We start from the raw sequence: 10,946 nt of genomic DNA on the forward strand, positions 1-10,946 counted from the left end.
AATCAATAATAAAATTTTTACATTAGAATTGTAATGAAGGAAGTTATTTGGCTACTATAATTATGTTTAAAATTTTAAGAGTATTAATTAAAAAAACTTTATTATGCTAACTTGGAAAGACGTTATAAATTTTTCAGTAAATGGAAATCCTACACCTGATAAACGTGTAAATAAACCAGATGCATATTGGCAAGCTCAATTAACTCCTGAACAATTTAGGATTACTAGACAAAAAGGAACAGAGCGTCCACATAGTGGATCACTTTGTAGTACATATGATTCAGGAAAATATAATTGTGTTTGTTGTAATACACTATTATTTGATTCTATAATAAAATTTGATTCGAGTTCGGGTTGGCCAAGTTTTACTCAACCAATAAAACTAAACGCAATTAAGTATGAAAAAGATTCTTCAAATGGAATGATAAGAGTTGAAGTTTTATGCAATACTTGTGATGCACATTTAGGGCATGTTTTTCCAGATGGACCAGAACCCAGTGGATTAAGGTATTGTGTAAATTCAGAATCCATTCAATTAAAAAGAGAAGATTATGACTAATAATATGAAACAAGCCACTTTTGGAGGAGGCTGTTTTTGGTGTACCGAAGCTGTTTTTCAAGAAATAAAAGGAGTTAAAAAAGTAGTTTCGGGTTATTCTGGTGGAACTGTTCCAGGAAAACCTACTTATAGAGAAATATGTTCTGGATTAACAGGACATGCTGAAGTAATTCAGATTACTTTTGATGCAAATATTATTTCTTATAAAGATCTTTTAATTATTTTCATGACAACACACGACCCAACTACACTAAATCGTCAAGGAGCAGATATTGGGACTCAATATAGATCTATAATTTTTTACCATAATTTAGAGCAGAAAGAAATTGCTAACAAAGTTCTTTTAGAAATAGCGCTTTATTTTGAGGATACTATTGTAACAGAGGTAATTAAATTTAAAATTTTTTATGAAGCTGAAAAAGAACATCAAAATTATTACAAGAATAATCAAAAACAAGGTTATTGCAGTTTTGTAATTTTGCCAAAATTAGCAAAGCTTAGAAAACTTTATGCTGATAAATTGAAAGCTTACTAATTAAGGTCGAAAGTGTAAATGTTTCCCCCAACAAAACCAATTCGTTCGTCGGTTATATATAGAGTATGATTATTTTTAAAACAAACACCTTCTTTTTGAGTAAGATGATTAAATTCTAAAGATTTAATATCACCTTTAAAAAAATTATCTTTTGTAAAGTTAGATAACTTCCATAACTTATCTTTTACAAGTAGAATTATGGTTTTGCCATCGTCACTAATATCTGCAGATGTAATTTTGTTTTTGTTATTATCCAGTTGAAATTCTGCAACGAGTTTTGCTTCGTGTTCTCCAATTTTATTTGGGACTTTAAACATTCTCCCTTTCTTATTCTCTTTATTAAAAATGTAAAAATGTTGGTTAAAAACAAAAAATGCTTCAAAATTTTCTTGTTTCAATTTAGCTGGAAGGGTGAATGTTATTTTTTCTGCAGTTACATTAAGTGAATCTTTATTAGGCTTTTTTACTTTATAGATAATATATAAAACTCGGTCTTTTTTGTTATTTCCAAAATCACCAATATAGATATTACCTAAAGAGTCGCTTGTTAAGTCTTCCCAATCAATATTTATCGCATCTGTTATATAAAGTTCTCTAATAACTTCACCTTTTTCATTTAAACCAAAAAGAGTGTTTTGATTTCTAGAATCTTCAATAACCCAAATCAAATTTGAAAAAGGTGTTTTCTCAGCAGCAGAAACTTCTTTTAATGAAACAGGGAAACTAGAAATTTTATTTAAATTATCAGACTTACAGGACGTTAATAATATACTTAGCACTAATAAACTAATAGTAAATAGCTTTATATTTATGTTTAAATAAGGCATATTTCAAAACTAATTATAAAAAATATACAAACCCAAAAATGAATTTAATAGTTTTGATAAATTAAAGAATTGAACTCTATTTTATGACATCAGTAAATGATTTACTTGACCTTTTAGTTTTAGAAAAGATAAAAGAAACTGAATTTAATGGCATTAGTAAAACAGTTGGAAGTCCAAATGTGTTTGGAGGACAAGTTTTAGCTCAAGCTATTAATGCCGCTTGCAGAACCATTACAAATGGAAGAGTTCTGCACTCAATGCATTCTTATTTTCTAGAAGCTGGAAATCTAGATTTGCCTATAACATACAATGTAAATATTGTTAGAGATGGTGGAAGTTTTTCAGTACGAAGAGTTACTGCACATCAAAAAGAAACTACTATTTTTATATTATCAGCTTCTTTTCATAAAAGCGAAACTGGATATAATCACCAGATGAAAATAAATGAGGATGTTAAACAACCTGAAGAGCTTTTAAGTTGGTCAGACATGTATAATCAATTTGGAGATTTTTTGCCTAAGCATGTTAAATCTTTTTTAGAGATAGACCGTCCTGTAGAATTCAAGCCAACTGAATTTGTAAATCCTTTAGATAGAAAAGATTTGCCTCCTTATAGTGATGTTTGGTTTAAAGTAAAAGGAGACGTAAGTGAACTTGATTTAGCTACAAAGCAACAAATTTTAACCTATATCTCAGATTATAACATTTTAGTTTCTGCTTTAAATCCTCATGCAAGTGTGGCACATTGGGGAAACACTCAAACGGCAAGTTTAGATCATTCTATGTGGTATTTTAGAGATTTTGTACTTGATGATTGGTTGTTGTTTTCAATGGAATCTCCAAATGCTTCAAATGCTAGAGGTTTTGCAAGAGGAAATATTTATACAAGGGAAGGAATATTAGTTGCTTCAGTAGCACAAGAAGGGTTAATGAGACCAAAAAATTAATGAGAACATGTTTAAAAATAGGACACAGAGGAGCAAAAGGATATGTTGCAGAAAACACCATTGAATCTGTTCAAAAAGCACTTGATTTTGGTGTAGATGGTATTGAAATAGATGTTCATGTTTGTGCTTCTGGAGAATTGATGGTATTTCACGATTTCACTATAGATAGAATGACCAATGGAACAGGTGAAATTGGAAAACTATCACTTTCAGAGTTAAAACAATTAAAAGTAAATGGTCAATTTATTATTCCAACTCTAGAAGAAGTTTTAAATGTTATTGATAAAAAATGCTTTTTAAATATTGAATTAAAAGGTAGAAATACGGCTCTAAAAGCTTGTGAAGTTGTCCAGAAATATATTGCTGAAAAAGATTGGAGTTATACAGATTTTATTGTGTCTAGTTTTCAGCATCACGAATTGGAAGCGACCTTTAAAATAGATAAAAATATACCCTTAGGAGTTCTAACTAAAGCCAATGTCGATGAAGCTATTGAGTTTGCCGAAACCATAAAAGCTGTTGCCATTAATCCTAACTTCGCCCTATTGACTACAGAAAACGTCAAGAGAGCACAATCAAAAGGCTATAAAATCAATACTTGGACAGTGAATGATGTTAAAACTATTCAACGCATGAAAACTTATGGAGTTGATGGAATTATCTCTGATGTGCCAGATAGATTATGAATAAAAAAGACATCATCATTGTTGGAGGAGGAGCAGCTGGATTTTTTGCAGCCATTAATATTGCAGAACGAAACCCAAACCTGAAAGTTGCCATTCTGGAGCGAGGGAAAGAAGGTTTACAGAAGGTGAGAATTTCTGGTGGTGGACGCTGTAATGTTACACATGCTGAATTTATTCCATCAGAATTAGTGTTGAATTATCCTCGAGGTGAAAAAGAGCTACTTGGACCTTTTCATCAATTTATGACAGGAGATACTATTAAATGGTTTGAAAAAAGAGGTGTAGAACTCAAAATTGAAGATGATGGCAGGATGTTTCCAGTAAGTGATTCTTCAAAAACTATTATCGATTGTTTTTTAAATGAAGCACAAAAGCATAAGGTTGAGGTGCTGTATAACCAAGTGGTAACACATTTGTCACCTCAAGCAGAGTCGAATGGTTTTCAAATAACGACTAAATCTGATGAATTTACTTGTGAAAAGTTAGTAATTGCAACAGGAAGCAATCCTAAAATTTGGAAGCTACTTGAAAATTTAGGTCATACCATTTCACAGCCAGTTCCATCACTTTTTACATTTGATATTAAGGATGAAAGAATCAAAGATATTCCTGGAGTTGTAGCCTTAAACGTTGAGGTTAGGGTTTTAGAAACCAATTTGTGGAGTGAAGGGCCACTTTTGATAACTCATGTTGGAATGAGTGCACCTTCCATATTAAAACTGTCTGCTTTTGGTGCTTTAGAACTCGCAAAACGTGATTATAAGTTTGAAATTGAAATCAATTTTATTAAACAGTCGTTTGAAGATTGTTTGGAAATTTTAAAAGAACTCAAACAGGAATTAGGAAAGAAAACAGTTTATAAATCTACACAATTTGAGTTACCAAAACGACTTTGGCATAAACTGGTTTTGGCTTCAGATTTGGATATTGAAAAACGTTGGGCAGATTTAAATAAACAGCAACTGGAAAATTTATCATCCCAATTAACACAGGCCGTTTTTAAGGTGGATGGTAAAAGTGCCTTTAAAGAAGAGTTTGTCACTGCTGGAGGTATCGATTTAAAAGAAATCAATTTTAAAACCTTTGAAAGCAAGTTGCATAACAATTTGTATTTTGCTGGAGAAGTCATTAATGTGGATGCAGTAACAGGAGGATTTAATTTTCAAAATGCCTGGACAGGAGCTTACATTGTGGCCAAATCAATTAGCGAATGATTACATATATTGCACTTTTAAAAGGCATTAATGTTGGAGGTCATAAGAAAGTACCAATGGCAGAACTGCGTGATTTGCTCGGTAAATCTGGTTTTGAAAAAGTGCAAACCTATATTCAAAGTGGCAATGTAATTCTCCAATCTTCAGAAAAGAATAGGTTAAAGATAGAAGCATCTGTCAAAAGTGCCATAGTAGATTATTTCGGTTTTGAGGTATCCGTACTCGTATTAACTAGAAAAGATTTAAAACGAATTGTTGATAATTCACCTTTTAATGTAGAAAAAAAGAAGGCTAGTTATTTTATGATGCTACACGATATTCCTGACGATGATTTGGTAAAAATTGCATCAGAAAAAATATATGAAAATGAAGCATATAAAATTATAGAAGATTGTATTTATTATTATAGCGCAAAAGGATTTGCAAAGACCAAATTCAATGCGAATTTTTTTGAGCGAAAATTAAAAACATTTGTAACAGCAAGAAATTATAACACCATGGTAAAATTATTAGCAATGTCTTTAGCTATTGAAAAAGGTCAATAGATATTTCATATTTTTGCAAAATATAAATTAACAAATTAAAAATCTGTCTTTAGACAGTTTTTGTCAACTGATTGAATTTAAAAATGACAGAACAAGATTTTATTCCTGAAAAATATTCTAATTTAATAGAAAGCGGAAGTGTCACTTGGGAATCGCCAAGTAATATAGCTTTAGTAAAATATTGGGGAAAAAAGAAACATCAAATTCCTGAAAACCCTTCAATCAGTTTTACGTTAAATGAATGTAAAACGATAACAACATTAACGTATTCCAAAAAAGAAAGCAATGATTATTTTTCCTTTGAGGTATTTCTTGAGGGAAAAAAGAAAGACGATTTCAAACCAAAAATTCAAACTTTTTTTGAACGTGTAGAACCGTATTTGCCTTTTTTAAGAGATTATCATTTTAAAATTGAAACAAAAAACACCTTTCCACATAGTTCAGGAATTGCATCATCTGCATCAGGAATGAGCGCTTTGGCTTTATGTTTAATGAGTGTTGAAAAACTATATAACACAGGAAATACTGAAGAATTTTCCAATCAAAAAGCATCTTTTTTAGCACGATTAGGTTCGGGTTCTGCATGCAGAAGTATCGAAGGCGATTTAATTGTTTGGGGAAAAACGGATTCAATTGAAAACAGTTCAGATTTATTTGGAGTAAAATACCCATATAAAGTCCATGAAAATTTTAAAAACTATCAGGATACTATTCTTTTAGTTGATAAAGGCGAAAAACAAGTAAGCAGTACAGTTGGTCATAATTTAATGCACAACCATCCTTTTGCTGAACAACGCTTTGCTCAAGCACATAATAATTTAAATACCTTAAAACCAATTCTTGAAACTGGAGATTTAAAGAATTTCATAGCTTTGGTTGAAAGTGAAGCTTTGACATTACATGCTATGATGATGACTAGTATGCCTTATTTTATTTTAATGAAACCTAATACACTTGAAATAATAAATAAAATATGGCGTTTTAGACAAGAGACAGGTTTGCATATTAGTTTCACTCTAGATGCAGGAGCTAATGTGCATGTGTTATATCCAAAAAAAGAAACAAGACAAATTTTAGAATTCATTAAGAATGAATTAGTTGTATATTGTCAAAACGAACAATATATTTGTGATCAAATTGGTTTTGGCGCAAACCAGATAAATGAATAATACGTATATTTGATACGTAAATTGCTCTAAATACATGAAAGGACCACTGTTTTACTCAAAAATATTACTCTTTGGAGAGTACGGAATCATAAAAGATTCTAAAGGTTTATCTATACCTTATAATTTTTATAATGGTGCCTTAAAAATGGCAGATAATTCATCTGAAACTGTCTTAAAATCTAATGAAAGCTTAAAGTGTTTTGTAGCTTATTTAAAAGGCTTAGACGCTAATTTAGTGACTTTTGATATTGAAAAATTACAACAAGATGTCGATGCAGGAATGTATTTCGATTCTTCAATTCCTCAAGGTTATGGAGTTGGAAGTAGTGGAGCTTTAGTAGCTGCTATTTATGACAAATATGCTTTTGATAAGATAACTGTTTTAGAGAATTTAACTAGAGAGAAGTTATTGACACTAAAAGCCATTTTCTCTGAAATGGAATCTTTTTTCCATGGAAAATCGTCAGGTCTTGACCCATTAAATAGTTATTTAAGTATTCCAATTCTTATTAATTCCAAAGATAATATTGAAGCTACAGGAATTCCTTCGCAAAACACAGATGGTAAAAATGCTGTATTTTTATTAGATAGTGGAATTATTGGAGAAACAGCTCCAATGGTTCATATTTTTATGGAAAATATGAAACAGGAAGGGTTTAGAAAAATGCTTAAAACCCAATTTATTAAACATACAGATGCTTGTGTGGACGACTTTCTAAAAGGAGATATTAAATCTTTATTCGGAAACACAAAAAAACTTTCTAAAGTGGTTTTAAATCACTTCAAACCTATGATTCCTCAACAATTTCATGAACTTTGGAAAAAAGGAATTGAAACAAATGAATATTATCTGAAACTTTGTGGTTCTGGTGGTGGAGGTTACATCCTTGGCTTTACTGAAGATATAGATAAAGCAAAACAATCTCTTAAAGATTACAAATTAGAAGTTGTTTATAACTTCTAAATTTTTCAAAGATGCTTTCGCATAAACACAAACTCATTTTACTAAAGTTCTTTAGTATGTTTTCTGTGGTTCGTGGTTATAATATTTTAATTATTGTTATAGCTCAATATTTAGCTTCCATTTACATTTTAGCACACAATAAATCTTTAAAAGAGGTAGTTTTAGATCTCAATTTATTCATGTTAGTAATGGCATCTTCTGCAGTTATTGCTGGAGGTTATATTATCAATAATTTCTATGATTCTGAAAAAGATTTAATTAATCGTCCTCAAAAATCAATGTTGGATAGATTAGTCAGCCAAAACACCAAACTGTCTTTTTATTTCGTTTTAAATTTTATTGCTGTTGTTTTGTCAAGCTACGTGTCTTTTAGGGCTGTTATTTTCTTCTCTATTTATATTTTTGCCATTTGGTTTTATTCACATAAATTAAAAAAATTACCATTTATTGGCAATCTAACTTCGGACATTTTAACTATCACACCATTTTTCATTGTTTTTATTTATTATAAAAATTTTGAAACTGTCGTTTTTGTTCATGCCATGTTTTTATTTTTAATTATTTCGATGCGAGAATTAACTAAAGACTTAGAAAACATGAAAGGCGATTTGGCACAAAATTATTTGACCATTCCTATTGTATATGGTGAAAATGTATCTAAGATAATGCTAACCGTTTTAATTCTATTAACGCTTATTCCAATCTACTTATTGGTAAATTATTTTAATGTTGGGTATATGAGCTATTATTTTTATTTTAGTTTATTACTCTTAATTTTATTCCTTGTTTTGTTGTGGAAATCTAAATCAAAAACTCATTATCTTATTTTACATAATATATTAAAACTTATAATTGTTGCAGGAGTATTTAGTTTATCTCTTATAGATGTAGATTTACTTTTAAATAGAATTTAAGATTTATTATTATGTTGCATGATTGCAAAGGGTCTTTCTGTATCTTTGCACAAAATTAGTATTCATGAGCAGACATCAAGGTAGCAGTAATAAAGGTAAATCTTCAGGAAGAGGACAACAAAAGGGAGGAGCAAACCAATCATCTGCTCGTGGTGGAAACACATCTCATAACAAAAGTTATTCTAGAGGAAATTCACCTATAAAAAAACAAAAATCTCCTACTTCTAAACCTCAAACTGAGAAAAAAGAGCCAGTAAAAAAGTCGGATCCAGATGAGATAAGATTAAACAAGTATATTGCTAATTCTGGTATTTGTTCTCGCAGAGAAGCAGATGCACACATTGCTATTGGCTTAGTAACTGTTAATGGTAAAACAGTAACAGAAATGGGTTACAAAGTGAAATTAGAAGATGAGGTTCGATACGATGGTAGACGCATAAACCCAGAAAAGAAAGCATATGTATTACTTAATAAGCCAAAAGGTTTTGCTACAACTACTGCTGAAGGGAAAGGCAGAACGGTTATGGATTTGGTTGCTAATGCAACGAGTTCTCGTGTTAAACCAATTGGACGTTTAGGAAGAAATTCTAAAGGACTTTTGTTATTTACTAATGATGAAACTATTGTTAAAAAATTCACTAATTCTAAAAATGGTGTTGCTCGGTTATTTCAAATTGAATTAGATAAGAATTTAAAGATTGAAGATCTTAAAAAAATTAGAGAAGGATTTAAAGTAGATGGGAAACTAATAGCAGTTGAAGAAATTAGCTATATAGATGGAGCCTCTAAGAAAGAAATTGGTCTTAAAATTAAGAACACAGGAAATACCATTATAAGAACTATTTTCGATGAGTTGAAATATGATATTATAAGCTTGGATTGTGTGGCTATAGGACATCTTACAAAAAAAGATATTCCTCGTGGACATTGGAAACATCTTACAGAGCAGGAAGTGAATACTTTGAAGATGTTGTAGTTTCAATTAATTCTTGACCTTTACTGTATATGTGGAAATTAAATCATCCCCAAAATATAGATGCACATCATAAAAACCAATTGAATTAAACTGGTAATCTATAGTTAAAGATAAGTCTTCAATTAAAGTATTAGTAGGGTTGGTTTTTTTAATATGATGGCCATTATCAATTAAAAAACTAATATCTTTTTGTTCAATAGGTTTTTGAAGAACAAATTCAAAGGTTACCTTATCATGTTTAGTAATTGAATGATGCATCTTTTTTGGAGCAGTGTGAGCTAATAAGTATTTATAAGCTTTACCATAAATTATAGGTGATTCTAAAAAAGTTTCAAATGTATTTGTGTTACCTTCAAGAAAAATCCATTTATTTTCAACTAGAAAGTGATTTACCGCAAATAATTCAGGTTCAGATAAAAAGAATCCATCGTTATATTGAAAAGTAAACTCTAATGTCTCAGCATTTTGGAAACCACTTGCCCATGTTGGATCACATAAATACCACTTTCCATTTAACTCAACAGCATTCCATGAATGGTTTGGAGATTTTAATTTTTCAATATTTGTAGTACTCGTTCTGCCATAACCATGAACAATCTCACATTTTATATTGGCTAAATCAGAGAGTTTTTTTACTAAATAAGCATAACCAGTACAAATTGTTTTTTTTTCCTCTAATAGCTTATGGAATATTATTTTATTAAATCGAGTATTCCAAGCGTTAAGTTTTAGACTGTCATTATAAAATTTATTTCTTTTTCGTTCATTCTTTAAATACAAATTATAATCATTCGAAATATTAGTGCAAACCCACATATAAATAGCTCTAAAGCGTTCAACTTCTGTAGGTAATCCAGAAGTTAGTTTATAAACTAGTTTTGGTAACTTATTTAGTTTTTCATCCTTGCATGCTAATGCATTACTATCAGCTTTGCTAAAATCAATATGACTGAAATCAGATTGTTGAGCAAAAGTCTGGCATACAAAAATGAATGCTATTATATACCAGAGGTTTTTCATCTGGAGAATTTAGACTATTTTTTGCGTTTGGATTTATAAGGCTTATCTACTTCTAGAGCACCTGCCATTTCAACTATTTCAGTTCCCATTGAAATTTCTAGAAAACTACTTTTTTCATCAATTGTTCTTTCTATCGTGTTAAATCCTAAATGTGTAAAAATTAAAACATCGTTCTTTTTTAATTCCTTTGGAAATGTAAATGTCCCATCTTTATCAGAAAATGTTCCTACATTGGCACCTTTTAAAGTAATATTAGCCTCTAGAGGTTGGCCAAATTCATCAGTCACTATACCTTTAACAGTTATATCTGTTTGTGCGTTGATAGGAACTGAAGCTAGTAAGGTAAAGATAAAAATACCAATCAAGCCCATAGCTTTTTTTAGTTTTAAGCTATTTCTGTTTTGCGTTAATGTCATGTGCGTTTTCATAATATTATAGTTTTATTAATTTTTCTTTTACAATTTACCATGATTGTTTATTGGAATAAACGCTTCATAAAAAGTTAAGTTATTAATTCTATTTAAGATAGTGAAAAATCTTTAAAAAAAATCAAAAAAGTTTTGTGTGTCAAAAAATAAATTACATTTGCA

At 30.1% G+C, this 10,946-nt stretch carries 13 protein-coding genes; 10 read left to right on the forward strand and 3 right to left on the reverse strand.

All coding sequences use genetic code 11. The annotated features are described in order from the left end of the window. Window positions 1-103: 103 nt before the first annotated feature. Window positions 104-559: a peptide-methionine (R)-S-oxide reductase MsrB gene (gene msrB / locus FVF61_RS10495; RefSeq protein ID WP_148456120.1), complete on the forward strand. Its 456-nt coding sequence runs from the start codon at window positions 104-106 to the stop codon at window positions 557-559. Further along, window positions 552-1,094: a peptide-methionine (S)-S-oxide reductase MsrA gene (gene msrA, locus FVF61_RS10500; protein ID WP_148456124.1), complete on the forward strand. Its 543-nt coding sequence runs from the start codon at window positions 552-554 to the stop codon at window positions 1,092-1,094. The genes msrB and msrA overlap by 8 nt, the downstream gene beginning before the upstream one ends. On the opposite strand, the gene FVF61_RS10505 is transcribed toward msrA, so the two are convergent. Next, entirely contained in the window at window positions 1,091-1,921 is an 831-nt protein-coding gene (locus FVF61_RS10505) for an SdiA-regulated/phytase-like domain-containing protein (RefSeq protein ID WP_148456127.1), read from the reverse strand. The genes msrA and FVF61_RS10505 overlap by 4 nt on opposite strands. Before the next feature lie 83 nt (window positions 1,922-2,004). Here FVF61_RS10505 and FVF61_RS10510 point away from each other — a divergent pair, with 83 nt between their 5' ends. From FVF61_RS10510 to FVF61_RS10545, 8 genes are all read left to right on the forward strand, one after another. Continuing rightward, entirely contained in the window at window positions 2,005-2,868 is an 864-nt protein-coding gene (locus FVF61_RS10510; RefSeq protein ID WP_148456130.1) for an acyl-CoA thioesterase, read from the forward strand. Further along, window positions 2,868-3,554 carry a glycerophosphodiester phosphodiesterase gene (locus tag FVF61_RS10515; protein ID WP_148456133.1) on the forward strand — a complete coding sequence of 229 codons (687 nt, stop codon included), beginning with the start codon at window positions 2,868-2,870 and terminating at the stop codon, window positions 3,552-3,554. The genes FVF61_RS10510 and FVF61_RS10515 overlap by 1 nt, the downstream gene beginning before the upstream one ends. Continuing rightward, a complete protein-coding gene (locus FVF61_RS10520) occupies window positions 3,551-4,768 on the forward strand; it encodes a BaiN/RdsA family NAD(P)/FAD-dependent oxidoreductase (RefSeq protein WP_148456135.1) in 1,218 nt (405 codons plus the stop codon). The genes FVF61_RS10515 and FVF61_RS10520 overlap by 4 nt, the downstream gene beginning before the upstream one ends. After that, complete coding sequence (locus FVF61_RS10525; protein WP_148456138.1) at window positions 4,765-5,313, forward strand: DUF1697 domain-containing protein; 549 nt, start codon at window positions 4,765-4,767, stop codon at window positions 5,311-5,313. Before FVF61_RS10520 ends, FVF61_RS10525 begins: the two co-directional genes overlap by 4 nt. Window positions 5,314-5,396: 83 nt before the next feature. Further along, on the forward strand, window positions 5,397-6,482 hold the full coding sequence (gene mvaD / locus FVF61_RS10530; protein WP_148456141.1) for a diphosphomevalonate decarboxylase: 1,086 nt from the start codon (window positions 5,397-5,399) through the stop codon (window positions 6,480-6,482). A gap of 34 nt (window positions 6,483-6,516) precedes the next feature. Beyond that, the gene (locus FVF61_RS10535; RefSeq protein WP_148456145.1) at window positions 6,517-7,446 is read left to right on the forward strand and encodes a mevalonate kinase family protein; all 930 of its coding nucleotides are present in this window, start codon (window positions 6,517-6,519) and stop codon (window positions 7,444-7,446) included. A gap of 11 nt (window positions 7,447-7,457) precedes the next feature. Next, window positions 7,458-8,360: a geranylgeranylglycerol-phosphate geranylgeranyltransferase gene (locus FVF61_RS10540; RefSeq protein WP_148456148.1), complete on the forward strand. Its 903-nt coding sequence runs from the start codon at window positions 7,458-7,460 to the stop codon at window positions 8,358-8,360. A gap of 64 nt (window positions 8,361-8,424) precedes the next feature. Continuing rightward, complete coding sequence (locus tag FVF61_RS10545) at window positions 8,425-9,336, forward strand: pseudouridine synthase (protein ID WP_148456151.1); 912 nt, start codon at window positions 8,425-8,427, stop codon at window positions 9,334-9,336. Window positions 9,337-9,342: 6 nt separating this feature from the next. Here the strand turns inward: FVF61_RS10545 and FVF61_RS10550 are convergent, their stop codons facing one another. Together FVF61_RS10550 and FVF61_RS10555 are read right to left on the reverse strand one after the other, a co-directional pair. Further along, on the reverse strand, window positions 9,343-10,356 hold the full coding sequence (locus tag FVF61_RS10550; RefSeq protein WP_148456154.1) for a transglutaminase domain-containing protein: 1,014 nt from the start codon (window positions 10,354-10,356) through the stop codon (window positions 9,343-9,345). Window positions 10,357-10,370: 14 nt separating this feature from the next. Further along, window positions 10,371-10,784, reverse strand: a complete 414-nt coding sequence (locus tag FVF61_RS10555; RefSeq protein WP_148456158.1) for a carboxypeptidase-like regulatory domain-containing protein — start codon at window positions 10,782-10,784, stop codon at window positions 10,371-10,373. Window positions 10,785-10,946 lie beyond the last annotated feature (162 nt).

The sequence above is a fragment of the Xanthomarina maritima genome (genome assembly GCF_008084905.1).
Classification (GTDB): domain Bacteria; phylum Bacteroidota; class Bacteroidia; order Flavobacteriales; family Flavobacteriaceae; genus Xanthomarina; species Xanthomarina maritima.

Excerpts from the sequence above, each read along its gene's own strand:
- msrB (WP_148456120.1), top strand. The coding sequence starts at position 104 with ATGCTAACTTGGAAAGACGTTATAAATTTTTCAGTAAATGGAAATCCT.
- msrA (WP_148456124.1), top strand. The coding sequence starts at position 552 with ATGACTAATAATATGAAACAAGCCACTTTTGGAGGAGGCTGTTTTTGG.
- FVF61_RS10505 (WP_148456127.1), bottom strand. The coding sequence starts at position 1,921 with ATGCCTTATTTAAACATAAATATAAAGCTATTTACTATTAGTTTATTA.
- FVF61_RS10510 (WP_148456130.1), top strand. The coding sequence starts at position 2,005 with ATGACATCAGTAAATGATTTACTTGACCTTTTAGTTTTAGAAAAGATA.
- FVF61_RS10515 (WP_148456133.1), top strand. The coding sequence starts at position 2,868 with ATGAGAACATGTTTAAAAATAGGACACAGAGGAGCAAAAGGATATGTT.
- FVF61_RS10520 (WP_148456135.1), top strand. The coding sequence starts at position 3,551 with ATGAATAAAAAAGACATCATCATTGTTGGAGGAGGAGCAGCTGGATTT.
- FVF61_RS10525 (WP_148456138.1), top strand. The coding sequence starts at position 4,765 with ATGATTACATATATTGCACTTTTAAAAGGCATTAATGTTGGAGGTCAT.
- mvaD (WP_148456141.1), top strand. The coding sequence starts at position 5,397 with ATGACAGAACAAGATTTTATTCCTGAAAAATATTCTAATTTAATAGAA.
- FVF61_RS10535 (WP_148456145.1), top strand. The coding sequence starts at position 6,517 with ATGAAAGGACCACTGTTTTACTCAAAAATATTACTCTTTGGAGAGTAC.
- FVF61_RS10540 (WP_148456148.1), top strand. The coding sequence starts at position 7,458 with ATGCTTTCGCATAAACACAAACTCATTTTACTAAAGTTCTTTAGTATG.
- FVF61_RS10545 (WP_148456151.1), top strand. The coding sequence starts at position 8,425 with ATGAGCAGACATCAAGGTAGCAGTAATAAAGGTAAATCTTCAGGAAGA.
- FVF61_RS10550 (WP_148456154.1), bottom strand. The coding sequence starts at position 10,356 with ATGAAAAACCTCTGGTATATAATAGCATTCATTTTTGTATGCCAGACT.
- FVF61_RS10555 (WP_148456158.1), bottom strand. The coding sequence starts at position 10,784 with ATGAAAACGCACATGACATTAACGCAAAACAGAAATAGCTTAAAACTA.